Annotated in this window: 18 protein-coding genes; 6 read left to right on the top strand and 12 right to left on the bottom strand. The window is 73.9% G+C overall.

What is annotated here, in order from left to right:
- Positions 1–16: 16 nt before the first annotated feature.
- From ACWEO5_RS23355 to ACWEO5_RS23330, 6 genes are all read right to left on the bottom strand, one after another.
- Entirely contained in the window at positions 17–1,168 is a 1,152-nt protein-coding gene (locus ACWEO5_RS23355; protein WP_452164238.1) for a hypothetical protein, read from the bottom strand.
- Complete coding sequence (locus ACWEO5_RS23350) at positions 1,168–1,551, bottom strand: hypothetical protein (protein WP_344552773.1); 384 nt, start codon at positions 1,549–1,551, stop codon at positions 1,168–1,170. The genes ACWEO5_RS23355 and ACWEO5_RS23350 overlap by 1 nt, the downstream gene beginning before the upstream one ends.
- Positions 1,552–1,755: 204 nt before the next feature.
- The gene (locus tag ACWEO5_RS23345) at positions 1,756–3,045 is read right to left on the bottom strand and encodes an MFS transporter (protein WP_452164236.1); all 1,290 of its coding nucleotides are present in this window, start codon (positions 3,043–3,045) and stop codon (positions 1,756–1,758) included.
- A complete protein-coding gene (locus ACWEO5_RS23340) occupies positions 3,042–3,635 on the bottom strand; it encodes a winged helix-turn-helix domain-containing protein (RefSeq protein WP_452164234.1) in 594 nt (197 codons plus the stop codon). Before ACWEO5_RS23340 ends, ACWEO5_RS23345 begins: the two co-directional genes overlap by 4 nt.
- Before the next feature lie 73 nt (positions 3,636–3,708).
- Positions 3,709–6,042: an immune inhibitor A domain-containing protein gene (locus ACWEO5_RS23335; RefSeq protein WP_452164233.1), complete on the bottom strand. Its 2,334-nt coding sequence runs from the start codon at positions 6,040–6,042 to the stop codon at positions 3,709–3,711.
- A gap of 85 nt (positions 6,043–6,127) precedes the next feature.
- The gene (locus tag ACWEO5_RS23330; protein WP_452164231.1) at positions 6,128–8,212 is read right to left on the bottom strand and encodes a prolyl oligopeptidase family serine peptidase; all 2,085 of its coding nucleotides are present in this window, start codon (positions 8,210–8,212) and stop codon (positions 6,128–6,130) included.
- A gap of 53 nt (positions 8,213–8,265) precedes the next feature.
- Between ACWEO5_RS23330 and ACWEO5_RS23325 the strand changes: the two genes are divergently transcribed.
- Both ACWEO5_RS23325 and ACWEO5_RS23320 read left to right on the top strand, forming a co-directional pair.
- Positions 8,266–9,534: an aminotransferase class V-fold PLP-dependent enzyme gene (locus ACWEO5_RS23325; protein WP_452164229.1), complete on the top strand. Its 1,269-nt coding sequence runs from the start codon at positions 8,266–8,268 to the stop codon at positions 9,532–9,534.
- A gap of 280 nt (positions 9,535–9,814) precedes the next feature.
- Entirely contained in the window at positions 9,815–11,776 is a 1,962-nt protein-coding gene (locus ACWEO5_RS23320; RefSeq protein ID WP_452164228.1) for a SpoIIE family protein phosphatase, read from the top strand.
- Between the two features lie 83 nt (positions 11,777–11,859).
- Here ACWEO5_RS23320 and ACWEO5_RS23315 read toward each other — a convergent pair whose 3' ends face one another.
- Together ACWEO5_RS23315 and ACWEO5_RS23310 are read right to left on the bottom strand one after the other, a co-directional pair.
- Entirely contained in the window at positions 11,860–12,189 is a 330-nt protein-coding gene (locus ACWEO5_RS23315) for an ArsR/SmtB family transcription factor (RefSeq protein ID WP_452164226.1), read from the bottom strand.
- A gap of 44 nt (positions 12,190–12,233) precedes the next feature.
- Positions 12,234–12,608, bottom strand: a complete 375-nt coding sequence (locus ACWEO5_RS23310) for a hypothetical protein (RefSeq protein ID WP_014139772.1) — start codon at positions 12,606–12,608, stop codon at positions 12,234–12,236.
- 463 nt (positions 12,609–13,071) lie between these two features.
- Here ACWEO5_RS23310 and ACWEO5_RS23305 point away from each other — a divergent pair, with 463 nt between their 5' ends.
- Positions 13,072–15,966, top strand: a complete 2,895-nt coding sequence (locus ACWEO5_RS23305; protein WP_452164225.1) for a DEAD/DEAH box helicase — start codon at positions 13,072–13,074, stop codon at positions 15,964–15,966.
- Positions 15,967–16,118: 152 nt separating this feature from the next.
- On the opposite strand, the gene ACWEO5_RS23300 is transcribed toward ACWEO5_RS23305, so the two are convergent.
- From ACWEO5_RS23300 to ACWEO5_RS23290, 3 genes are all read right to left on the bottom strand, one after another.
- A complete protein-coding gene (locus tag ACWEO5_RS23300; protein WP_452164224.1) occupies positions 16,119–16,769 on the bottom strand; it encodes a hypothetical protein in 651 nt (216 codons plus the stop codon).
- Positions 16,770–16,821: 52 nt separating this feature from the next.
- Entirely contained in the window at positions 16,822–17,451 is a 630-nt protein-coding gene (locus ACWEO5_RS23295; protein WP_452164223.1) for a hypothetical protein, read from the bottom strand.
- A gap of 120 nt (positions 17,452–17,571) precedes the next feature.
- Positions 17,572–18,621 carry a LacI family DNA-binding transcriptional regulator gene (locus tag ACWEO5_RS23290; RefSeq protein WP_452164221.1) on the bottom strand — a complete coding sequence of 350 codons (1,050 nt, stop codon included), beginning with the start codon at positions 18,619–18,621 and terminating at the stop codon, positions 17,572–17,574.
- Positions 18,622–18,799: 178 nt separating this feature from the next.
- Here ACWEO5_RS23290 and ACWEO5_RS23285 point away from each other — a divergent pair, with 178 nt between their 5' ends.
- Together ACWEO5_RS23285 and ACWEO5_RS23280 are read left to right on the top strand one after the other, a co-directional pair.
- On the top strand, positions 18,800–20,719 hold the full coding sequence (locus ACWEO5_RS23285) for a discoidin domain-containing protein (RefSeq protein WP_452164220.1): 1,920 nt from the start codon (positions 18,800–18,802) through the stop codon (positions 20,717–20,719).
- A 150-nt stretch (positions 20,720–20,869) separates the two neighbouring features.
- A complete protein-coding gene (locus tag ACWEO5_RS23280) occupies positions 20,870–22,765 on the top strand; it encodes an RICIN domain-containing protein (protein WP_452164219.1) in 1,896 nt (631 codons plus the stop codon).
- A 145-nt stretch (positions 22,766–22,910) separates the two neighbouring features.
- Here ACWEO5_RS23280 and ACWEO5_RS23275 read toward each other — a convergent pair whose 3' ends face one another.
- Positions 22,911–23,534: a hypothetical protein gene (locus tag ACWEO5_RS23275; protein ID WP_452164218.1), complete on the bottom strand. Its 624-nt coding sequence runs from the start codon at positions 23,532–23,534 to the stop codon at positions 22,911–22,913.
- 305 nt (positions 23,535–23,839) lie between these two features.
- On the opposite strand from ACWEO5_RS23275, the gene ACWEO5_RS23270 reads away from it, so the two are divergent.
- The gene (locus ACWEO5_RS23270; RefSeq protein ID WP_452164216.1) at positions 23,840–25,330 is read left to right on the top strand and encodes a hydrolase; all 1,491 of its coding nucleotides are present in this window, start codon (positions 23,840–23,842) and stop codon (positions 25,328–25,330) included.
- Positions 25,331–25,419: the final 89 nt, after the last annotated feature.

The following is a 25,419-nucleotide window of genomic DNA, read 5'->3' as shown; positions in this document are numbered from 1 at the left end:
CGGGCGAGCGGGGCGGTCACAGGGCCTCCAGGGCAGCGCGTAGTCGGAGCAGCAGGCCCACCTCCGGGTCCGAGGAGTCGTAGGAGCGCGGGCCGGGCGGCAACAGCACGTCCGGCGGCGCGGCTTGCGGCACGGCGGCCGGGGGCGGGTCGGGGACGGCGGCCGGCCGGGGGGCGGTCAGCAGCCCCGCGGCGGCCAACTGCCGGACGTCCAGCAGCGTGCCGTAGGTGGAGCGCCCCAGCAGCCGGGCCAGCTCGGGCGCGGTGCGGGTGCCGTCCGCCGCGGCCAGCAGCGCCTGCCGGCGGCGGCGCGGCACCGCGGTGCGGCGGGTCGGGGCGGCGCCGGTGGCCAGCAGCGGGGCGCGGTCCAGGTCGGCGGACGGCCAGCAGCCGTCCAGCAGCGAGCGGCGGCGGCCGATCGCGCCGCGCAGCTCCAGCACCGACAGCGGGCGGGCCAGCCGGAACGCCGGGACGGCGGCCGGGTCGAAGCGCAGTTCCCCGTCGTGCTGGGCCAGCGCCTCCTGGGCGCCGTCCAGGGTGGCGGCCAGCCGGGCGAGTTCGAGCTCGCCCGCGCCGACCAGTCCGCTGCCCAGCAGGTATTCGGCGAGCCGCCCGGCGCCCAGCGGCAGGCCGTCCTCCCACTGGCGGACGGTGATCCGCCCGGCGCCGGTCAGCAGGTGGCCGACGGTCGCCGCGCCCGGCGCCTCGGCGTGCACCACCAGCCCGCCGGCCAGGTGCACCGCGCCACCCGGGCCGTGCAGGGCGCCGGTGGAGCCGTCCGCGGCGAGGTCGGTCAGCGCGGCCTCGAAGGTGGTGGCGGGCGCGCAGCTGGAGCGCCGGCGCCGGGGGAGCGGGGCGGCGGCGTGGGTCCGCCGCGGCCGGGGGGCCGGGGGCGCGGAGACGCTCTCGGCGGTGACGGGCACGGCGGTGACGCTCGCAGTGGTGGCGCTCGTGGCGGTGGCGGCCGGCCCGGGGGGGACGGACTCGCCGGTGACCGGCCCGTTCGTCAGGTACGGGCCGGGGACGGCCGCGGCGGCCCCGAACCGCCCGGCCGCGGGCACCAGTCGGTGCACCGAGACCGGGGAGGCCACCAGCAGCGGCGGCACGGACGGCACGGGGGGGAGCGGCGGCGCGGGGGCCGTCGGCGCGAGGGTGTCGGCGGACCACATCAGGAGAGCACCAGCCGGTCGGCGATGGCGGCCAGGCGCAGCCGGGCCATCGCCAGGTTGGCGAGGTCCCGGTCCAGCCGCAGGTAGAGGAAGACGTTGGCGTCGAAGGACGCGGGGATGAAGCGCAGCAGGTGGTAGTTGCCCCCGGAGGTGACGATGACGTCCTCGGCGGGCGGCGCCCCGGTGTCCGGGTCGGCGAACGAGGGGGTCTGGGTGACCGCGCGGGCGAGCTCGGTGGCGTCGGCCGCCCCGACCTCGTGGTCGCCGTCGGGGCCGAGTCCGGCGGTGCCTATGGCCAGGCCGTTGGTCCAGTCGACCAGGCTGACCCCCAGGGCGCCGCCGATCCCCATGGCTTCCGCAAGGCACTCCTCGATCCCGGGCACGAACCGCGTTCCCTCCCCACCGTGCGGGGGCACGGTGCGTCGCCGTCACCGCCTTCACCTGCGGTAGTCTGACCAGGACGCAACGCTACCGGTGGCGCCACGTGAGGGCGAGACTTTCCGCCATATCCCTCGGGCATATGCACGAATGCGCTATGGTTCGCGGATTTTGAAGTGTTCAGGTGAAGGCGGCGCGGCGCGGGCGGTTCAGCCCTCCGAGCCTTCCTGCCCGTCCTGGACGGGGAGTTCGCGCATCCGGGGGATGGGCGAGAAGAGCACCCACAGGCCGGAGCAGACCGCGCCGACGGCGGCGATCCACAGCGCGGGGCGCAGGCCCAGGGCGCTGCCGAGCAGGCCGCCGAGCAGCGAACCCAGCGGCCGGACGCCGTAGTTGACCGCCTGGTAGGCGCCGGAGACGCGGGAGCGCAGGGCGTCGGGGATGCAGGCGGCGAAGACCGCGCCGGCGGTGATGTCGAGGATCATCACGCCGACGCCGGAGAGGAACTCGGCGCCGAACAGCAGCGCCGCCGAAGCGGTGACCGAGCCGCCGGCCAGCGGGAACAGCAGCAGCGGGGCGGGGAAGAGCACCAGGCCGAACAGCAGCGCCGGGCCGATGCCGATCCGGGCCGACAGCCGTCCGGTGACCGCCGCGCCGAGCAGCGTGCCGACCGCGGCGGCGGCCATCACGGCGCCCAGCAGGCCCGCGCTGAAGTGCAGTTCGCGGGTGGCGTAGAGGACGAACAGCGCGCCGATGACGAAGGTGAACAGGTTGACGGTGGCGGTGCCGAGCAGGGTGGCCCGGATCACCGGGTCGCGGCGGATCCAGCGCATGCCCTCGGCGGTGCCGCCGTGCTCCTGGTCGGCGGGCGGCGGTTCGACCGGGTCGATCCGGCGCAGGAAGGCGGCGGAGACCAGGAAGGAGAGCGCGTCGACGACCAGCGCCAGCGGGGCGGCGAGGAGTTGGACCAGCAGGCCGCCGAGGCCGGGTCCGGCCACGTAGGTCGCGGCCCGGCTGCCGTTGATCAGCGCGGTGCCGCGCAGGTACTGGTCGGCGGGGACCAGGGCGACGAACAGCGGCGGGTTGCAGACGTTGAAGAACACCGACAGCGTGCCGACGGCCAGCACCGCCGCGTACAGCTGGACCAGGGTCAGCACCCCGGCGGCGTACGCCAGCGGGACGGTCAGCAGGACGGCGGCGCGGGCCAGGTCGGTGGCGATCATCACCCGGCGGCGGCGCCCGTAGCGGTCGGCCCAGCCGCCCGCGTGCAGCGAGAGCAGCAGGTAGGGGAGGTACCCGGCGGCGGAGAGGTAGCCCATCTGGGCGGCGTCGGCGTGCAGCGCGGAGACCGCGATCAGCGGGACGACCAGCAGGGTGATCTGGTCGCCGAGTGAGGAGACGGTCTGGCCGGCCCAGTAGCGGCGGAAGGCCGGTTCGCGCAGCAGCTCGGGTATCCGGCGGCGGACGGCGGCGGCCGGGCGGGCGTCGAGGAGGGTCACGGCCGCTGTCCTTCCGGGGTGCCGAAGGGGACGGCCAGCCGGATCAGCTGGACCGGGCGGGCGCCCTCGGGGGGCGGGCCGGAGCTGCCCAGCCGTTCCACGTAGGGGCGGGTCAACTCCTCGATGCGGGCGGTGAGTTCGGCCAGCTCTGCCGGGGTGACCAGGACGGCGCTGTCGTCGAAGGAGGCGGCCTCGCGCCACTCGGGGGTGTCGGCGCCGCGGTGCAGCAGCCAGCCGGTGGCGCGGGCGAAGTAGCCGTCCAGCACGGCCCGTTGCAGGGCCTCGGCGGCCGCGGCCTGCTCGGGGTCGGCGGGGGAGGCGTCCCAACTGGTGGAGGCGGCGGTCGCGCGCCAGGGTTTCTCCCGGCCGCGCCCGCCGCCCGCCTCCTCCACCAGGCCGTACTTGGCCAGTTGGCGCAGGTGGAAGGAGCAGCTCGCCACCGATTCGGTGCCGAGCAGCTCCGCCGCCCGGGTCGCGGTCAGCGGCCCGTGCAGGCGGAGCAGGCCCACCAGTGCCATCCGGGTGGGATGGGCGTAGGCGCGCAGGGCGCGCGGGTCGGTGAGCCGGACGGCCGGCAGCTCTTCGCTCATGTTCTAAAGCTAGCTTTAGAAAGAAGTCTTTACAAGCTGCCGACCTGCGGGGTTCCAGTAGATCACGCCCCGGTCAGGCGGTCGGACCCACCTCGACGGTGGTGAGCCTGCCGCCCTGGGCCTCCCGGACGACCTCGATCCTCGTGCCGGTGTCCGGCACCTTCACCCCGAGCTGCGGGATCGCCGGGTCGGTGTACACCCCGGTGCGGTCGTCGAACGCGGGCACCGCCGGCTCGGAGGGCACCACGGTGGCCGCGCCCGCCTTGTGCAGGGTGAACGAGGTGGTCGGCTTCAGCGAGAAGGCCGCGTCGTACGGCTGCGAGCGCCCGTTGGTGACCGAGCCGTCCGCGAACCGCAGCGCCCCCGGGTGCGCGTCCACCGGCAGGATCAGGCCGCCGCCCGGGTGGTCGGCGGTGTTGTTGTCGCCGTAGGCGGTGTCCCACAGCCACACCAGCACGCCCTCCTGGTACGGGTAGGTGTCGATCACGTTCGCCTTCCCGGCGACGCCCGCGTACCCGAAGTTGTACGGGCCGGTCTTCAGGAAGGCGCCGTAGCCGGCGTAGCGGCGGTTCTCCACCAGGTACGCCCGCGGGTGCTGCTTGACCGCGTCCTTGCCCTCGATCACCGAGAAGCCGGCCTGCGCCCAGCCCGCGTCGCCGCCGTGCTCCGCGCCGTCCGCCAGCGCCGTCGTGCCGTCGGCGGTCAGTCGCACGGCGTCGACCAGCACGCCCCGGCCGTGGGTGTTGGAGTCCGAGGTGACGTGGAAGCGCACCTGCACGCTCTGGCCCAGGTAGGCGTCCAGCGGGACGTGCAGCTGCCGCCAGCCGCCCGAGCTGCCGCTCAGGCCCGGGGTCAGCGCGGTGGTGTCGCCGATCGGCTGCCCGTCGACGGTGCCGTGCAGCGGCGTCCAGCTCCGGCCGCCGTCGGCCGACGCCTCGACCGAGAGGAAGTCGTAGTCCTGCTCGGTGTCCCACCAGGCGGCGGCGTCCAGCGCGGCCGAGGCGGCGGCGCCGGTCAGGTCGACGGTGCGGGAGAGCGCGGCGTCCAGGTTGTCGCCGGTGTCGCTCCACCACTGCTTGCCGCCCTCGTACGGGGTGGCCAGCGAGGTGGTGGTGGTGCTCGGCGGCAGGTGCACCAGGACGGCCTGCGCCCGGTCGGTGCGGTAGCCGCTGACGCCCAGGGTGTGGCTGGAGCGGGTGCCCGCCCGGGCCTCCTCGTAGTCGAGCCAGCCCAGCTGCAGCTTGCTCCAGGCGTCCAGGTCGCCCGGGTACGCGCCGGTGCTGTTCTTGCCCTTGCCCAGGTAGGAGGCGGAGGACATCAGCGACCAGAAGCCGACCGAGTTGTCGCCGCCGGTGGTCGGGTACAGGTCGGGCAGGCCGAGGTTGTGGCCGAACTCGTGGGCGAACAGGCCCACGCCGCTGTTCTCGCCCGCCTGCACGTAGTCGTAGGCGTAGAAGCCGGAGTCGCCGACCGGCGCGCCGCCGATCCTGTTGCCCGCCGGGCCGGTCCGGCCGGTCGGGTCCGGGAAGGCCCAACTGCGGTGCGCCCACAGGGCGTCGGCGCCCTGGGCACCGCCGCCCCAGGTCTCGTCGACGCCGGCGTGCACCACGACCACGTTGTCGAGGTAGCCGTCCGGCTCGTCGAAGTTCCCGTCCTTGTCGTGGTCGTAGCGGTCCTCGGTGTCGTACTGCGCGAGCTCCGCCCGGACGTCGGCCGGGGTGCGGCCCTCGGCGATCTCGCCGTCGTACCACGCCTCGGTGGCGTCCCGGACGAACTCCTGGGCCTGCGTCCAGGCGCCGCCGCCCTGCGGGCCCTTGTTGGAGCCGTAGCGGGCCTCGTTCCACGGCACGGTCACCCAGTCGGAGACGGTGCCCTGGAGGTCGTACCGGCCGGAGGACTGGGTGCGGTAGAAGTTGCGCATCGAGTTCGCGCCGGGTGCGTCGTCGAAGAACATCTTCTGGTAGTAGTCCCGGCTGAAGTCGCTCTCCCAGTAGGTGTGGGTGTCGCTCCTGTCCGGCTTCGGGATGGCGTTGTGCTTCGGGCCGGGGGCGCCGCCGTAGCGGGCCCGGCCGTCGTACTGGGTGGTGCTGTCGACCTGGTCGCCGAACTGGGCGAGGATCACGAACACCTTGTCGGTGCGCTGCCTGGCCAGCTGGACGTAGTCGTTGCCGATCTTCACCTTGGCCGGCGCGCTCCTGCCGTCCTCGGCGACCCCGCCCTGGTTGACCTGCTCCAGGGCCCGGGCCTTGAGGGCCTGCCGGGTCCTCTCCTGCGGCGGCACCGGGGAGGGCGGCGCCTCCCGGCCGTCCGCGCCCTGCTGGGCCGTCGACTCGACGGCGGGCTTGGTGGGTTGGCCGAACGCGGGGGTGGTGGTCAGTGCTATCGCACCGGTGGTCAGCGCAGCCATGAGGGCTGTGGGAAGTCTGCGCAAGTGACCCGCTCCTCTGCAGGGTGGACGGATGGACGATCGGTAATATTTCACATGTCATCCACTACTGGGAAGGGGTGGCGCCCAGTTCCTGGCGCAGGAAGGCGAGTTCCTGGACGGCGATCCGCTCCAGCACCCCGTCCGGCGCCATGTGGCTCACTCCCGGCAGCACCAGCAGGCCGTGCTCCCGGCCCGCCCGGGTCAGCGCCTCGGACAGCAGCAGGGTGTGCGCGGGGTGCACGTTGTCGTCCGCCAGGCCGTGGACCAGCAGCAGCGGACGGCTCAGCCCCGGCGCGTCGCCGATCAGGCAGTCCGCGGCGTACCCCTGCGGGTTGTCCTGCGGCAGGCCCAGGTAGCGCTCGGTGTACGCGGTGTCGTACCGCCGGAAGTCGGTGGGCGGGGCGCCCGCGCTGGCCGCGTGGAACACGTCCGGGCGGCGCAGCACCGCGAGCGCCGCGAAGTAGCCGCCGTACGACCAGCCGCGCACCCCGACCCGTTCCAGGTCCAGGTCCGGGTGGGCGGCGCCGAGCGCCCGGAGCGCGGCCACCTGGTCGTCGAGCGCGACCTGCGAGAAGCGGCGGAAGATCGCCCGGGTGAAGTCCGGCGAGACGAACGGGGTGCCCCGGTTGTCCACCGTCACCACCGCGAAGCCCTGGTCGGCCCACCACTGCTTGGGCTGCCAGCGGCGCGGCTCGTTGGCGATCACCTGGAAGCCCGGGCCGCCGTACACGTCCAGCAGTACCGGCAGCTTGCGGCCCGCCCGGTGGCCGCGCGGGTACAGCACCGCGGTGGGCAGGCCGAGTTCGGTCACCCGGGCCAGCAACGGCCGAGGGCGGTAGGGGAGTTCGGCCGTCAGGTCGGGGAAGTCGGTGCTGCCGGCCGGAGTTCGCAGCTCGCGGCGGATCCCGTCCAGCGAGGCCGAGGTGAGCAGCAGCACGCCCTGGGCGTGGGCCGCCACCGCGTGCACGCCCGCGCCCGCGGTGAGCTTCTCCAGCGCGCCGGTGTCCGGGTCGAGCAGGAAGACGTGCTGGTCGGCCGGGTCGCCGTCGCCCGCCTCGATCAGCAGCCGGCCGTCGCGCCAGGGGCCGACCACCCGGCGCACCTGCAGGCGCTCGTCGGTGAGGATCTTGCCGTCCAGCGCGACGCCGCGGGCCGCCGGGGTGTCCGCGGAGGTCAGCACCCGGCCGTCGGCCAGCCGCAGCGGGGTGCCGGGCAGCGGGTCGACCCAGAACTCGTCCTCGGTGCGGCTCAGTTCGCGGGTCGCGCCGGTGGCCGGATCGGCGGTCAGCAGCAGCACGTTCTGCTGCAGCCGGTCCGCGACGGTCAGCAGGATCTCGCCGCCGCCCTCCCAGCCGGCCGCCATCAGGTACGGGAACCCGGCGGTGTCCCAGCGCAGTCGCGTCGCCGCGCCGCCCGGGCGCAGCACCCACAGCTGGACGTCCGCGTTCGGGCCGCCGGCCTGCGGGTAGGCGAAGGACTCCGGGGCCAGCTCCGGGTGCGCCGGGTCGGCGAAGTGCCGCAGCGGCAGGGCGGACTCGTCCACCCGGGCGGCCAGCAGGGCGGTGCCGTCCGGCGCCCACCAGTGGCCGCGCAGCCGGCCCAGCTCCTCCTGGGCGGCGAACTCGGCCACGCCCCACAGCGCGCCGTCCGCCGGGCTGATCCGGCCGCCCGGGGTCAGGTGCAGCGCCCCGTCGGCGACGTACGCCACCACCGAGCCGTCGGCGTTCGGGCGGGGGTCGAACGCCGGTGCCACCACCGGCAGTTCGGTGCTGGTGCCGGTGGCGGTGTCGCACCGGAAGACCCGGCCGTCCAGCGCGAAGACGGCCTGCCCGAGGTCGCCGGTGGCCGCGAACGAGCCGATGCCGGGCGCCCAGAGCCGGATCCGCTCGCGCAGCCGGCGCTCCAGCGGCGGCAGTGCCGAGGCGGCGCCGGTGCGGGCCGGGTCGATCGCCGCCGGGTCGGCCACCAGCCGCTCCCGACCGGTGGCCAGGTCGTACAGCCACAGGCGCTCGACCGGGTCGGTGGCGCCGGTCGAGCGCAGGAACAGCGCGCGGTCCGCGTCGGCGGAGAGGGTGACGGCGCGGGGGGCACCGTAGCTGAAGCGGCCGGTTGCGGCGCTCAGCGCGAGGTAGGGGTCGGTGTGGGTCACCCGCCGATGGTTGCCGTGCCGGGCCCGCTTCGGCTAGAAGTATGCGGTGTGAAATGTCACACAGCACCTGGATGGTGGAGATGAAGAATCCGGGGAACCCGCGCACGGCACCGGAACGCCCGGGTGCCCGTGCCGACGGCGCCGACCGGCCCGCCGGGGGCGCCGAACCGCCCGCCCCGCTGCGCGGCAGCAGCACCCTGTTCACCCTCGACCCCGGAACCGCCCATCTCAACCACGGCTCGTACGGGGCCGTCCCCGTCCCGGTCCAGCGCCGGCAGGCCGGACTGCGCGCCGAGATGGAACGCGACCCCGACGGCTTCTTCCTGACCGCCCCCGACCGGGTCGGCCGGGCCCGCACCGAGATCGCCACCGCGCTCGGCGGCGACCCCGCCCGGCTCGCCCTGGTCACCAACGTCACCGAGGGCGTCGCCGTCGCCCTCGACTCGATCCCGCTCGGCGAACGCGACCAGGTCCTGGTCACCGACCACGGCTACGGCGTGGTCACCCGGGCCGCCGAACGCCGGGCCGCCGAGGCCGGCGCCGCGGTGCGCCGCGTGCGGATCTCCCCGCACGCCCCCGACGAGGAGGCCGTCGCCGAACGCGTGCTGGCCGCCGTCACCCCGCGCACCAGGGTCGCCGTCCTCGACCTGGTCACCTCGCCCACCGCCCGCACCGTCGCCACCCCCGCGCTGCTCGCCGCACTGCGCTCGCGCGGCGTGGTCACCGTGGTCGACGCCGCGCACGCCCCCGGCGCGCTGCCCGTCGACCTCGGCGGCGCGGCCGGCGGCGCCGACTTCTGGGTCGGCAACCTGCACAAGTGGGCCTTCGCCCCGCGCGCCGCCGCCGTCCTCGCCGTCGACCGGCCCTGGCGGCCGCGGGTGCGCCCGCTGACGTTCTCCTGGGAGCACGACCGCGGCTTCCCCCGGCGGGTCGAGTGGCGCGGCACCTTCGACTACACCCCCTGGCTGGCCGCCCCGGCCGGCTTCGCGCTGCTGAACCGGATCGGCGCCGAGCAACTGCGCGCCCACAACGCGGGGTTGGCCGCGCACGGCCAGCGGCTGCTGGTCGAACGGGCCGGGCTGCGGGCCCTGCCGGACGTCCCCGGCCTGGGCATGCGCACCGTCCGCCTCCCGCCCGGCGTCGCCGAGCAGGAGCACGCCGCGAAAGCCCTGATGGTCGCCGTCCACAGGGGCCTGAACACCCGGATCGCGGTCCGCCCCTGGCAGGGCGGCGGCATCCTGCGGATCAGCGCCCAGCTCTACAACCGCCCCGAGGAGTACCTGCGGCTGGCGGACGGGCTGGCGGGGCTGATCACCCGGTAGCGGGGCCGGGTCCGCGTCCGGGGCCACGGCCGTCGTACCGGAAGCCGAAGCGAACAGCCGTGCACGGAACGTCGAGCGACGGGGCGACTGCCCCGAGGCGTCCGGCGGCGGCTGCCACGAAGTGCCGGGCCGGCCCGGTCGGGCCCGGCGCCGCGGGCGCCCGCACCCCGTGGGGCGGCTTCGCGGCGGGCAGCCGGTGGGCACCGGTGGGCGTCCGGCCGGGGCACTGCGGCCGACCGCCGGCCCCGCGGCGGCGTGCCGCTGAACGGGTTGCCCGGGCGTGTCCCGCCGGTGCCGTCCGGGCCGCCGGTGCCAGGGTGGAGAGCCCGTGCCGCGGGCACCCCCGGACCGGCGTCCGGGCGGGGCGCCGGTCCGGTCCGCACCGGCGGGCCGCGGAGGATGTGGAGGTGGGCCAGTGCCCCGGGTGCCGCTGCTGTCCCTGCGCGGGATCACCAAGCACTACGGCGTGGTCAGGGCCCTCGACGCGGTCGACCTCCAGGTGGAGCGCGGCCAGGTCCTCGGTCTGGTCGGCGACAGCGGGGCGGGCAAGAGCACCCTGGTCAAGGTCGTCTCCGCGACCGCCCCGGCCGACGCGGGGCGCGCCGAGTGGCAGGGCCGCCCGGTCGTCCTGCGCCGGCCCGCCGACGCCCAGCGGCTCGGCATCGCCACCGTCCACCAGGACCAGTCGCTCGTCGACCGGCTGGACACCGTGGCCAACCTGTACCTCGGCCGGGAGCTGCGCCGGTTCGGGGTGCTCCGCGAGATCGAGATGGAGAAACGTTCCTGTGCACTGCTGAAACGGCTCTCCATCAGCCTCCCCAGCGTCCGGACCCCGGTCGGGACGTTCACCATGGACCAGCGGCAGGCGGTCTCCATCGCCCGGGCCGTGCTCACCGAGCCCGACCTGATCGTCCTCGACGAGCCCGCCACCGGGCTCACCGTGGAGCAGACCGTCCGGGTGCTCGGCCTGATCCGCCGGCTGCGGGACGAGGGCCGCGCCGTGATCGTGGTCAGCCACAACCTGGACGACGTCCAGGCCGTCGCCGACCGGATCGCCGTCCTCCGCCTGGGCCGCAACAACGGCCTGTTCGAAGCCCGGTACACCAGTCAGGAACAGCTCGCCGCCGCCATCAGCGGCGGCCACCCGCTCGCCGTCACCCTCCAGCGCAGCCTGCTGCCCCGCGACCTCCCCGAGCACGAGGCCGTCGAGGCCGCCCACCGCTACCTGCCCGCGCACGCCGGGGTCGGCGGCGACTGGTACGACGTCATCCCGCTCTCCGGCGCCCGGGTCGCCCTGGTCGTCGGCGACGTGGTCGGCCACGGCCTGCACGCCGCCGCCACCATGGGCCGACTGCGCACCGCCGTGCGGAACTTCGCGATGCTCGACCTGCCGCCCGACGAACTCCTCACCCACCTCGACGAGGTCGTCGCCCAGATCGACGAGGAGGAGACGGCCGGCGGCCGCGAGGGCGCGATCATCGGCGCGACCTGCCTCTACGCGATCTACGACCCGGTCACCCGCCGCTGCCAGCTCGCCCGCGCCGGACACCTCCCGCTCGTCCTGGTCCGCCCCGACGGCACGGTCGACATCCCCGACACCCCGACCGGCCCGCCGCTCGGCCTGCGCGGACTGCCCTTCACCACCGTGGAACTCGACATCCCCGAGGGGAGCCGGCTGGTCCTCTACACCGACGGGCTGGTGGAGTCCCGCACCGAGGACATCGACGTCGGCCTGGACCGGCTGCGCGGGGCCCTCGCCCACCCCGGGCGCACCCCCGAGCAGACCTGCCGGAACGTCCTGGACGCGATGCTCCCCACCGACTCGGGCGACGACGTGGCGCTGCTCGTCGCCCGTACCCGGGCGGTGCCCGCGGACCGGACCGCCGAGTGGAGCGTCCCGAGCGACCCCTCGGCGGTCGCCGCCGTCCGTGCCGCGGCCACCGCCCAACTGCGCCGCTGGGGCCTGGAGGAGCTGGAGACCGGCACCGAGCTGATCCTCAGCGAACTGGTCACCAACGCCATCCGCTACGGGGCCGCCCCGGTCGCGGTGCGGCTGCTGTACGGGCGGACCCTGATCTGCCAGGTCGCGGACGCCAGCAGCACCTCGCCCCGGGTCCGGCTCGCCGCCGCCACCGACGAGGGCGGGCGCGGACTGTTCCTGGTCGGGCAGATCGCCCAGCGCTGGGGCACCAGGTACACCGAGGACGGCAAGGTCATCTGGGCCGAGCAGAAGCTCCCCTGACGGGCCGCCGGGCCGAGCGGAAGCTCCCCCGACGGGCCGGCCCCGGGGCGCCGGCGGGCCGCCCCGGGGCCGGAGCCGGCCGGTCAGCGGGCGGCGCGGAGCTCCTCCAGCAGCATGCCCTGGTCGGCGAGCAGTTCGGTGAGGATCCGGCGGGCCGTCCGGAGCAGTTCGGCGACGTCCGCGCCGGCCAGGGCGTAGACGACGGTGGAACCCTCGCGGGTGGCGGTGACCAGGCCGGAGCGGCGCAGGATGGCGAGCTGCTGGGAGAGGTTGGACGGCTCGACGTCCAGCTCGGGCAGCAGGTCGCGCACCGGGGTCGGTCCGGCCTGGAGCAGTTCGAGGACCCGGATTCGCACCGGGTGGCCGAGCATCCGGAAGAACTCGGCCTTGGCCTGGTACAGCGGTACGGGCATGCTTCCTCCCCTTTTCCGGCGGCACCCGGGCCGCCGCCCCGCGCTCAGACCTCCAGCGTCGACTCGATCCGCTTCAACTGGTGCCGGGCCATCGCCAGGTTGGACCGGCTGCGGTTGAGCGCGAGGTACAGGAACAGGCCGCGCCCGCTGGACGTGGTGAGCGGCCGGATCAGGTGGTACTGGCCGGTCAGGGTGACCAGGATGTCCTCGATGCCGTCGTCGTGGAGATTGAGCATTTCCATCGCCCGCATCTTGGCACGGACCAGGTCCGTGTTGGCGGCCGCGGCGACGTTCAGGTCGATCTCGCCGCCGTCCCCGAGGGTGCCGAGCGCCATGCCGCTGCCGTAGTCCACCAGGGCGACCCCGATGGCTCCTTCGATGGTCATGGCTTCCTTGAGCGAGGTTTCGAGGTTCGCCATCGCCGTGTCTCCTGTCCTGGTCGTGATCGGTTCGGCACGACTGTAGGAACGGGATCGCACTGCGGCCGAGTGTTGATCGGAATCTTTCGTTTCTGGCTCTTCTCTGATCGGTCCGTGCCGATTCGCTGACCACATGAAGACATTTGCAACTCAGGATGTGAACAGTTCACGCGTGCACGATTCCTGCAGCCGCCGTCGGGGAACCCGGTCCGGAGCGCGGTGCCGACCGCGGCGCGGGCCGGGCGCCGACCCTCGCCTGACGTGGGCACATCATCGGAGAACTGCCGGAAAAGTCTGATGTTGATGTCACTCCAGACGGGTAATCTCAGGCTGAGATGCTCGATCACCACACCCCACGCACCCGCTGCGCCCCGTCGCCGTCCGCGGCCACGGCCCCGCAGCCGCAGGCGTCGCCGTCTGCGTTCTCGTCCGGCCACACTCACGGGAAGAACAGGTGACGCCAGTGCCCACCAGCCCCACGCCCGAGGAGCAGCTCGACCCCGCGGCCCGCGCCGCCGCCGACCGCGCGGAGGAGGAGCTCAGCCCCGCCGAGCGCTACGCCGCCTCGCGCGAGCGCGCCAAGGAGCAGGCCACCGCCCTGTACGGCTTCCGGCAGCTGTACGACTTCCCGCTCGACGACTTCCAGCTCCGCGCCTGCCGCACGCTGGAGGAGGGCAAGGGCGTCCTGGTCGCCGCCCCCACCGGCTCCGGCAAGACCATCGTCGGCGAGTTCGCGGTGCACCTGGCATTGGCCGGCGGCCGCAAGTGCTTCTACACCACGCCGATCAAGGCGCTGTCGAACCAGAAGTACGGAGACCTGGTCAAGCGCTACGGCCAGGCCAAGGTCGGCCTGCTCACCGGCGACAACTCCGTCAACGGGGACGCGCCGGTCGTCGTGATGACCACCGAGGTCCTGCGCAACATGCTGTACGCGGGCTCCAACGCCCTCGACGGCCTCGGCTACGTGGTGATGGACGAGGTGCACTACCTCGCCGACCGGTTCCGCGGCGCGGTCTGGGAGGAGGTCATCATCCACCTCCCCGAGTCGGTGACCCTGGTGTCGCTCTCCGCGACCGTCTCCAACGCCGAGGAGTTCGGCGACTGGCTGGACACCGTCCGCGGCGGCACCGAGGTGATCGTCTCCGAGCACCGCCCCGTCCCGCTCTGGCAGCACGTGATGGCCGGCAACCGGATGTACGACCTGTTCGCCAGCCCCGACCGGGACGGCCGCCCCAAGGGCAGCCTGAAGAACCCCGCCAAGGCGGTCAACCCCGAACTCGTCCGGCTCGCCCGCTCCGAGGCCGACCGCGGCCGCGACCGGTTCGCCCGCGGCCGCGGCCGCTCGATGCCCGCCGGCCGCCCCGGCCGGGTCTGGACGCCGAACCGGGTCGACGTGATCGACCGGCTCGACGCCGAGGGCCTGCTGCCCGCGATCACCTTCATCTTCAGCCGGGCCGGCTGCGAGGCCGCCGTCCAGCAGTGCCTCAACTCCGGCCTGCGGCTGAACCGGGACGCCGACCGCTTCAAGGTCCGCCAGTTCGTCGAGGAGCGCTGCCGCGACATCCCCGACGAGGACCTGCACGTCCTCGGCTACTACGAGTGGCTGGACGGCCTGGAGCGCGGCATCGCCGCCCACCACGCCGGCATGCTGCCCCGGTTCAAGGAGGTCGTCGAGGAGCTGTTCGTCCAGGGCCTGGTCAAGGCGGTCTTCGCCACCGAGACGCTCGCCCTCGGCATCAACATGCCCGCCCGCTCGGTGGTCATGGAGAAGCTGGTCAAGTGGAACGGCGAGACCCACGCCGACATCACCCCCGGCGAGTACACCCAGCTCACCGGCCGGGCCGGCCGCCGCGGCATCGACGTCGAGGGCCACGCCGTGGTCCTGTGGCAGCGCGGCCTCGACCCGGAGGCGCTGGCCGGCCTGGCCGGCACCCGCACCTACCCGCTCAAGTCCTCCTTCCGCCCCTCCTACAACATGGCCGTCAACCTGGTCGGCCAGTTCGGGCGGCACCGCTCCCGGGAACTGCTGGAGACCTCCTTCGCGCAGTTCCAGGCCGACCGCTCGGTGGTCGGCATCGCCCGCCAGGTGCAGCGCAACGAGGAGGGCCTGGAGGGCTACCGCGAGTCGATGACCTGCCACCTGGGCGACTTCGACGAGTACATGCAGCTGCGCCGCGACCTCAAGGACCGCGAGAACGCGCTCGCCCGGGAAGGCTCCAGCCAGCGCCGGAACGCCGCCGTCGAGGCGATCGAACAGCTCAAGCCCGGCGACATCATCCACGTCCCGACCGGCAAGTTCGCCGGCCTCGCGCTCGTCCTCGACCCCGGCCTGCCGCCGGTCAGCCGCAACGGGCACAGCCGCGGCGGCCCCAGGCACCCCGACTTCCAGGACGGGCCGCGCCCTGTCGTGCTCACCGCCGAACGCCAGGTCAAGCGCCTCGCGATGATCGACTTCCCGTACCCCGTCGCCGCCGTGGACCGGATGCGCATCCCCAAGTCCTTCAACCCGCGCAGCCCGCAGTCCCGCCGCGACCTCGCCTCCGCGCTGCGCACCAAGGCCGGCCACCTCGAACCCGAGCGCCACCGCAAGGGCCGCGCCGCCGCCGCCGACGACCCCGAGATCAGCCGGCTGCGCACCGCCCTGCGCCAGCACCCCTGCCACGGCTGCGACGAGCGCGAGGACCACGCCCGCTGGTCCGAGCGCTACCACCGCCTGCACCGCGACACCGAACTCCTCGAACGCCGGATGCGCTCGCGCACCCACACCATCGCCCGCACCTTCGACCGGGTCTGCGGCCTGCTCGCCGACCTCGGCTACCTCAGCGCCGACACCGTCACCGCCGACGGCAAGCGCCTCGCCCGGCTCTACGGCGAACTCGACCTGCTCGCCTCCGAGTGCATCCGCGAGGGCGTCTGGGACGGCCTGGCCGCCGCCGAACTCGCCGCCTGCGCCTCCGCGCTGGTCTACGAGGCCCGCCAGTCCGACGACGCGACCGCCCCGCGCGTCCCCGAGGGCGGCGCCAAGGACGCGCTCGGCAAGATGGTCCGGATCTGGAGCCGGCTCGACGACCTGGAGGAGCAGCACAAGATCTCCACCGCCGAGGGCGTCGGCCAGCGCGAACCCGACCTCGGCTTCGCCTGGACGGCCTACCGCTGGGCGCTCGGCCACGACCTCGACGCCGTGCTGCGCGACGCCGAGATGCCGGCCGGCGACTTCGTCCGCTGGACCAAGCAGCTGATCGACGTCCTCGGCCAGATCCAGGACGCGGCGGGCGACAACGCCGACCTGCGCAAGACCGCCCGCAAGGCGGTCGACGGCATGCGGCGCGGCATCATCGCGTACTCGTCGGTCGGGTAGCCGTTCCGGCCGCTCCCGGTCGGCTCCGGTCGGGTTCGGTTGGCTCCGGCCGCTCCCGGCCGCTTCCGGTCCGTTGCGGCGAAGGGCCCGACCACCCGTGCGGTGGTCGGGCCCTTCGCCGTTGCCGTCGCTCCCGGGAGGGGACGGCGGGGTCAGGCCGCGAGCAGGTGCTGCAGCAGGTCGCGGTAGGCACGCAGGGACAGGCGCAGGTCCTCGGTGCGGGAGGGGGCGTCGGCGGGGGACCGGTCGCCGTCGGTCCGCCAGGCGTCGCGCAGCGAGGCACGGCGTTCCTGCAGGCGGCCGGTCAGTTCGCGGACCGTCTCGTCCAGGGCCTCGTCCGCCTCCCGTACGGCCTGGTCCGGGTCGTCGACGAAGCTGCCCACCGCGTGGTCGAGCCGGCCGGTCAGCCGGGAGGTGAGCTCCGGCGGCAGGAGCGGGTCGGTGTCGCTCCCGGCGGACGGGTTCCCGGCGGTGGAGCGCGGGCGGGCGGGGACGGCGGCCTTCGACAGGTCGGCGGTGGCGGGGTCGAGGGCGGAGTCGAGGACGTCGGCCCGCTCGGAGGCCGGCGCCGGGGCGGGCACGGGCGCGGGGCGGGGGGAGCCGGTCGAAGGCGCCGGGCCGAGGTCCTGTCCGGTGCCGGTGGTGGGGCCGTTGTTGGTGCCGGTGCCGGTGCCGGTGCCGGTGCCGGTGCCGGTGCCGGTGGTGGGGCCGGTGGTGGAGACGAAGCGGCCTCGGGCGGGGTTCGGGCCCTTGCCGGGCGCGCGGTCGGTGGTGTGGTCGGTGGCGCGGTCGTTGGTGGTCATGCTGTCCTCCTCCTCGGGGAACGGTGGGGCGGCGGGGGATTCCGGCGGGGGCTCAGGCGTGGTGCCCGTGCTGGGTCGGCACCCGCCCGGCGGACGGCGTTCCGGCCCCGGCCGTCCGGCGGGCGGGGACGCGCTCCGGCTCGCCGCCGCCGACCAGCGCGGTGAACAGCTCCCGGGCCCGGACCAGGGCCGCGCGCTGCTCCTCGGTCGCCGAGGAGCCTGCGGTGCCGTCCGGCCGGGAGAGCGCGCGCAGCGTCCGGTAGGACTCGACGTGCTCGCCGTGGTCGACCGAGATGGTGTCGATCTGCGCGTCCACGTCGGAGTCCGGGTAGCCGCGGTCCCGGGCCACCCGGGCCAGCAGCGCCTCCGCGTTGGCCAGCGCCTGCCGGGGATCGTCCACGAAGCGCGCCTTCACCTGCGCCCACTGCTCCTCGGCCCGCGCACGCTCGGCCGCGCTCAGCGGGGTCAGGGTCAACTCCCGGTGCCGCTCCACCCGCTCGGCGAGCTCGCGCTCGGCCGCGGCGGTGTCGCCGCCGTGCCGGGCGACGGTGCGCTCGTACTCGGGCCCGAACCGGCGGCTCAGGCTGGGGTGCTGCTGCTGGTGGCGGTGGAAGGCGAACGCGCCGAGCGCCGCCACCACCAGGACGATCACGACGACCGCCACGATCAGACCGCTGGACATGCTCTGCCTCCTGACACGAGGGGCGCCCGCCCGGGGCCGCCCCCGGTTCGGTTCGCTCCCGGCATCGGGTGACCCGTCCGCGGATCGGCAAACACGGCAGCTTCCTGACGGGCCGTCAGTTCACGGTCGTCCCCGCCGGAGGGCGTCCGGCGCCGGGCCGGTGGAGTCGCGGACGATGAGTTCGGTGGCGAGTTCGACGTGCAGGGCTTCGACGGCGGTGCCCTCCAGGAGGCGGAGGAGGAGGCTGACGGCCAGGCCGCCGAGTTCTTCGAGGGGTTGGCGGACGGTGGTGAGGGCGGGGACGGAGGTGCGGCTGAGGTACTCGTCGTCGAAGCCGACGACGGAGAGGTCCAGGGGGACGCGCAGGCCGCGGACGTGGGCGGCGCGGAGGGCGCCGATGGCGGCCTTGTCGTTGAAGGCGACCAGGGCGGTGGGGCGGTCGGGGAGGTCGAGGAGGCGGCCGGCGGCGGTGTGGCCCCAGTCGCTGGTGGGTTCGATGCTGGTGACGAGCTCCGGCGGGATCAGGACGCCGGCCTCGGCGAGGGCCGCGGTGTGGCCGGCGAAGCGGGAGGCGGAGGCGAGCCAGTCCTCCGGGCCGTTGATGAAGCCGATCCGGCGGTGGCCGAGGGCGACCAGGTGGGCGGTGAGGTTGCGGGCGCCGGTGAAGTGCGAGGCGGAGACGGCGGCGATGTCGCGGGGGACGGGGGTGCGCGGGTCGATGACGACGAACGGGAAGTCCTGGCGGCGCAGTTGCTCCAGTTCGGCGCCGTCCTCGACCGGGAGGACGAGCAGCGCCCCGGCGAGGTCGCGGCGGCGGGGGAGCCCGGCGAGGGCCCCGTTGTGCTGGGCGGAGCTGCCCGCGCTGAGGATCAGTTCCCGGCCGTGCCGGTCGAGCGCCTCGGCGACGGCGGTGACGATGGTGCCGAAGTAGTCGGTGAGCAGGTAGGGGCAGCGGACGAAGACGGCGCCGGGCCGGGCGGTCCGCTTGGCGGCGGCGGCGGGGTGGGGGCCGGGGGCGCCGAGGCGTTCCATCGCGTCGCGGACGGCGGCCTCGGTCCGTTCGGAGACGGTGGCCTGACCGGTGAGGACGCGGGAGACGGTGGCGGGGGAGACCCCGGCGGCGGCGGCGATCTCCCGGACGGTGACCCGCGCGGACTTCGGCCTACCCATGTGTTTCATTGTTTCGTTTCATGGAAGCGATCTTACATCTCCCAACTCGTAAGGCGTGCATGAATCTTGACACGGGGAAAGCCGGTGCCGTTTCCTGAACGCACTGCGCGGATTGCAGAAATGTTTCATTTTGTTTCATGAAGACGTGACGTCATGAAGCCATGGGGAGAGGAATCCGATGTACCGACGCGTGCTCGGCGCCGCCACCGCCGCCGCCCTGACCCTGGGCCTGGCGGGCGCCGCCCCCGCGCCCCCGCACCGGCCCGCCGCCGGGGTCGAGGTCTGGGTCACCACCCCGGACGGCGCCGAACTGCTGCACCAGCGCCCCTCGGTGGCGTTCCACCGGGGCGCCTCCGCCCGCGCCACCATCACCGTCGACCCGACGCAGACCTTCCAGCGGATGGACGGCTTCGGCGCCTCGGTCACCGACTCCGCCGCCGCCGTGCTGAGCTCGCTGCCCCCGGCCGACCGGGACGCCGCGCTGCGCCGCCTCTTCGACCCCGCCGACGGGATCGGCATCAGCATGCTGCGCCAGCCGATCGGCTCCTCCGACTTCACCGCCGCCGCCGCGCACTACACCTACGACGACGTCCCCGCCGGGCAGAGCGACTTCGCGCTGGCGCACTTCTCGATCGCCCACGACGAACGGCAGATCCTCCCGCTGCTGCGCCGGGCCCGGCAGCTCGACCCGGAACTGACCGTGGTGGCGACGCCGTGGAGCCCGCCGGCCTGGATGAAGACCGGCGACTCACTGCTGGAGGGCAAGCTCAAGGACGACCCGGCGGTCTACGACGCCTACGCCCGCTACCTGGTGAAGTTCGTGCAGGCGTACGCGGCGGCGGGCGTCCCGGTGGACTACCTGACCGTGCAGAACGAGCCGCAGAACCGCAAGCCCAACGCCTACCCGGGCACCGACCTGACCGCCGAGCAGGAGGAGAAGGTGATCGAGGCGCTCGGGCCGCTGCTGAAGAAGGCCAGCCCGCGCACGAAGATCCTCGGGTACGACCACAACTGGGCCACCCACCCCGACGACGTCCGCAACACCCCGCCCGGCGAGGACCCGGAGACCGACTACCCCTACCGGCTGCTGGACGGCGACGCCGCCAAGTGGCTGGCCGGGACGGCCTACCACTGCTACGCGGGCGACCCGTCCGCGCAGAGCGCGCTGCACGACGCGCACCCGGACAAGGGCATCTGGTTCACCGAGTGCTCCGGCTCGCACGGCCCCGACGACACCCCCGCACAGACCTTCCGTGGGACGCTCACCTGGCACGCCCGCAACCTGACCGTCGGCGCGACCCGCAACTGGGCCAAGTCCGTGCTCAATTGGAACATCGCACTGGACGAGCACGACGGCCCGCACAACGGCGGCTGCGGCACCTGCACCGCGCTGCTGACCGTGCACGACGACCACAACGTGACCACCGGCGCCGAGTACTACACCATCGGCCACCTGTCGAAGTTCGTCCGCCCCGGCGCCGTCCGGATCGCTAGCACCAGCTTCGGAACGCCGGGCTGGAACGGGCAGGTGACCGACGTCGCGTTCACCGACCCGGACGGGTCGACCGTGCTGGTCGTGCACAACGAGAACGACGCGCCGCGCGACTTCGCCGTCGCGGTCGGCGGGCAGAGCTTCGAGTACACCCTGCCCGGCGGCGCGCTCGCCACCTTCCGCTGGCCGAAGTCCGGTGCGCCGAAGCCGGACCGGCGCGAGGTGCCGCTCACCGGCGCCACCGCCACCGCCCAGCCGGCCGCCGCCGACGCCCGGCTGGCGATCGACGCGGACGCCTCCACCCGGTGGAGCACCGGCCAGGCCCAGGCCCCCGGCCAGTATCTGCGGATCGACCTCGGACGGCGCACCGCCTTCGACCGGATCGCCCTCGACAGCGGCGACAACACCGGTGACTACGCCCGGGGTTGGCGGATCGAGGCGAGCGAGGACGGCACCCGCTGGCGCCCCCTCGCCACCGGCGCCGGCGCCGGCCAGCTGACCACCGTCGACCTGCCGCGCGACACCCGGGCCCGCTACCTGCGGATCACCGGCACGGCCGCCGCGCCCGGCTGGTGGAGCCTCGCGGACGTCCGGCTCTACCGCTGACCCCTGCCGACCCGCGAAGCACCCGATGCCCCGCGGGCCCCACCCCGTACCGCCCCACCCCGCACCGCAGCACCCCGCACCGCCCCATCTCGCAGCACCCCGTAGTGCCCCGTAGTGCCAACACCCCCACCCCCCACGAGGAGCAGTCCCATGCACGGACCGCACCGCCCCGTCCGCCTCGCCGTGGCCCTCGCGCTGGCCGCCGCCGGCCTGGCCACCGCCGGCGGAACGGCCGCCCAGGCGGCCGACACCACCGCCCAGGTCTGGATCACCACCGCCGACGGCAACAGCCGCCTGGCGCAGGCCGCTTCCGTCCCGTTCTCCGCCACCGCCCCGCAGGCGCAGGACATCGCGGTGAACGCGGCCGACGTCCAGCAGCCGCTGGTCGGCTTCGGCGCCGCGTTCACCGAGTCCTCCGCCCACCTGGTGGCCGGGCTCTCCGCGACCACCCGGGCCAACCTGATGAACGACCTGTTCTCCACCGCGGGCGGCGGCATCGGCCTCAACTACCTGCGCCAGCCGCTCGGCGCCTCCGACTTCGTCTCCCACCTGCCGTTCTACTCGTACGAGGACACCAGGGGCTCGTTCTCGATCGCCCGCGACCAGCAGGAGATCCTGCCCGCGATCAACCAGGCCCGCGCCGTCAACCCGAACATCCGGATCATGGGCACCCCGTGGTCGCCGCCCGCCTGGATGAAGACCTCCAACTCGCTGAACGGCGGCAGCCTGAAGCCGGAGAACTACGGGGACTTCGCCGACTACCTGGTCAAGGCGATCCAGGCGTACGGCGCGGCGGGCGCCCCGATCAGCGACCTGACGGTGGCCAACGAGCCCAAGTTCCAGACCACTTACCCCTCGACCGGGATGACGGCCGCCCAACAGGCCGACTTCATCAAGGTGTTGGACGGCAAGCTGACCGCAGCGGGCCTGCCCACCGACCTCTACGCGTACGACCACAACTGGGACGACACCTCGTTCCCGCTGGGCGTGCTCTCCCAGGACGCCTCGGTGGCCCGGCTCAAGGGCGCCGCGTTCCACTGCTACGGCGGCCAGCCCGAGGCCGAACAGCAGGTCGCGAACACCGGGAAGGCGGTGTTCTTCACCGAGTGCACCGGCACCGACTCGGCCACCCCGGCGCAGACCTTCAGCAACACGCTGAAGTGGCAGACCGAGAACCTGATCATCCGCAACCTGCGCAGCGGCGGCCGCACCGCCGTGCTGTGGAACGTCGCGCTGGACGCCAACGGCGGCCCGCAGTACGGCAACTGCTCCACCACCTGCAACGGCGTGCTGGAGGTCGCGGGCGGCACGTACAGCAAGAACGCCGAGTACTACGTGCTCGGCCACGTCTCCAAGTTCGTCCGGCCGGGTGCCCACCGGATCGGCTCCACCAGCCAGGGCAGCGGCGGCCTGCAGGACGTCGCCTTCCTGAACCCGGACGGCTCGCGCGGCGCGGTGGTGCTCAACGCCACCGGCGGCTCGCAGCACTTCTCGATCAGCGACGGCGGACGCTCGCTGGTCTACGACCTCCCGGCCGGCGCGGTCGCCACCTTCACCTGGCCCGGCACGCCCACCGGCGGCGGCACGGGGGGCACGGGCGGGAGCATCGACACCGCGGCCTGGTACGCCCTGGCCAACGCCAACTCCGGCAAGTGCGTGGACGCCACCGGCTGGGGCACCGCCAACGGCACCGCCGTCCAGCAGTGGGCCTGCGGCACCGGCGCCAACCAGCAGTGGCAGTTCACCCCCACCGACAGCGGCTACTACCGGATCACCAACCGCAACGCCGCCGCGACCGCCCAGGTGCTCGACGTGACCGGGGCCGCCACCGCCGACGGGGCCAAGCTCCAGACCTGGCAGTGGTCCTCGGGCGCCAACCAGCAGTTCAAGCCGGTCCAGCAGGCCAACGGCAGCTGGACCCTGGTCAACCGCAACAGCGGCAAGTGCCTGGACGTCACCGACGTCTCCACCGCGGACGGCGCCCGCCTCCAGCAGTGGACCTGCACCGGCGGCTCCGCGCAGTCCTTCCGGCTGACCGCGCAGTGAGCCCGACCCCCTGACGGGGGCGGCCGGTTGGTGGACCGGACCGCCCCACGGGGTGCCCGCCGCGGACGACGCCTGAGCGCCGCGGCGGGCACCCCACCCTTTCGGGGCTGCCGTGCTGGCGGAGCCGACGCGTCCGGGAGCGTCGTCAGGCCAGCCACTCCCGGAAGGCGGACCGCATGGCCTCCCGGGCCAGGTCGCCGACGAGCGACTCCTCGTCGGGTCGTCCGCTCTCGCGGGTCTCCTCCTCGATCACCTCCGCGGACCAGGGCGCGGAGCCCCCCGGGGTCGCCATCACCCCGCCGAACCGCAGGTCCCCGCAGAACCACAGCAGTCCCAGCCCGTCCGTGTACCCGAGCCACACCGACTCCGGCACCTTCGCCTTGAACGCCCGCTCCGCACTGCCGTCCGGGCGGAGCAGGACCACCCTCCTGGGGCTGTACGCGTTCCCCTTGTACAGCTCCATCCGCACCGGCCAGACCTGCCACGGGCCATTCTCCAGGAGCGCCCTGCGCTTGTACCTCTCCCCGATGGAGCGGGCGCCCAGCAGCAGGGGGAGGAGCAGGCCCGCCGCCAGGAACGCGCCGATTCCGTTTTCCGGCTTCGTTGCGAATCCCAGCCAGGTGGCCGCCGCGGCGAGAACCGGATAGCAGGCCAGCAGGACGCGGCGTCTCCACCGGTCGCTCCGCCGCTCCGCGACCGCCTGTGCGGTGGCGGCGAACGAGATCGCCGGCTCCTCCGACACCGCGTACCCGAGCTCCCTCGCGCGCATGCGTCCCCCTCCGCGACCGGCACCCCGTCGGCCGGATCGGACCTCCACCAAACAAGCCGCCCAGGACTTTGGCAAGAGCGCGGCAACTCCCGGCTCCGCACGTCCGGTACGTGAGGTCGGGTCACCTGATGGTGCGTCATCGCACAGCTGGTCGCTCCGTGCGGCGACACCGAGCGGGACTCCGCCGAGTCGACGTGTTCCGTTCAAGCCCCGCTTACCTCACCATGGGACCGTGCCGGTGCGCCTACGCGCGTAGCGCAGCACGTCTGTGCCGCTCCCCTCCCACGGTACGAGGAGATTGACAGATGATCAGGGCTTCGAAGGCCGTCCGCCCGGCCGCCCTCGCCGCGGCCGGCCTGGTGCTCGCCGCCACGGCCGCGACCGTCCAGCCGCACCCCGCCTCGGCGGCCACCACCGCCACCACCGCCGGCACCGCCACCGCCGCCACCACCGCCGTGACCGCGCCCAAGCGGGTGCTGTTCGACAACAGCAAGGGCGAGACCGCCGGGAACGCCGACTGGATCATCTCCACCAGCCAGCCCGACCCGCTCACCCAGAACGCCAACCCGAGCACCGAGACCTCCTGGACCGGCGCGATCTCCGCCTGGGGCGTCGCCCTGCAGAAGACCGGCAACTACAGCCTCAAGACCCTCCCGGCCGGCAACACCATCACCTACGGCACCGGCGGCGCGCTCGACCTCGCCAACTTTGACGAGTTCGTGCTCCCCGAGCCCAACGTCAAGCTCAGCGACGCCGAGAAGACCGCCGTGATGAAGTTCGTCCAGAACGGCGGCGGCCTGTTCCTGATCTCCGACCACACCCAGAGCGACCGCAACAACGACGGCTGGGACTCCCCGGCGATCATCAACGACCTGCTCACCACCAACAGCGTCGACAACACCGACCCGTTCGGCTTCTCCGTCGACCTGCTGAACATCACCACCGACAACCCGCGCGCGATCACCGACACCACCGACCCGGTGCTGAACGGCTCCTTCGGCAAGGTCACCGGCTCGATCATCCGCAACGGCACCACCTTCACCCTCAAGCCCGCCGACAACCCCGCCGTCAAGGGCCTGCTCTACCGCACCGGCTACAGCGGCAACACCGGCGCCGCCTTCGTCACCTCCACCTTCGGCAGCGGCCGGGTCGCCATCTGGGGCGACTCCTCCCCGATCGACGACGGCACCGGCCAGTCCGGCAACACCCTCTACAACGGCTGGAACGACCCGGCCGGCACCGACGCCGCCCTCGCCCTGAACGCCACCGCCTGGCTCGCCCAGAGCAGCGGCACCGGCACCGGCGGCGGCACGGGCGGCGGCACCGGCTGCACCGCCGCCCAGCTGATCACCAACCCCGGTTTCGAGACCGGCTCCACCTCCGGCTGGACCGAGACCAACAGCAACGGCACCAGCACCATCAACTCCAGCAGCAGCGAGCCCGCCCACAGCGGCAGCTACGACGCCTGGCTCGACGGCTACGGCACCACCACCACCGACACCCTCGCCCAGACCGTCACCCTCCCGGCCGGCTGCGCCGCCTACACGCTGAGCTTCTGGCTGCACATCGACAGCGCCGCCTCCAGCACCAGCGCCTTCGACACCCTCACCGTCACCGCCAACGGCACCACCCTCGCCGGCTACAACAACACCAACGCCGCCACCGGCTACCAGCAGCGCACCTTCAACCTGGCCGGCTACGCGGGCCAGAGCGTCACGCTGAAGTTCACCGGCGCCGAGGACTACACCAAGCAGACCTCCTTCGTCCTCGACGACGTCAACGTCAACGTCTCCTGACAGTGAGGATGTTCATGAGCGGTTCCCGGGCAGGTCTGACCCACCTCCTGACTGACCTCGGGTCCTCAACGGGATTTGTCGGCTTCGTT

The sequence above is a fragment of the Kitasatospora sp. NPDC004272 genome (genome assembly GCF_053603035.1).
Note: the sequence above shows the minus strand (reverse complement) of the source record. Positions and strands in the feature narration are given on the sequence as shown.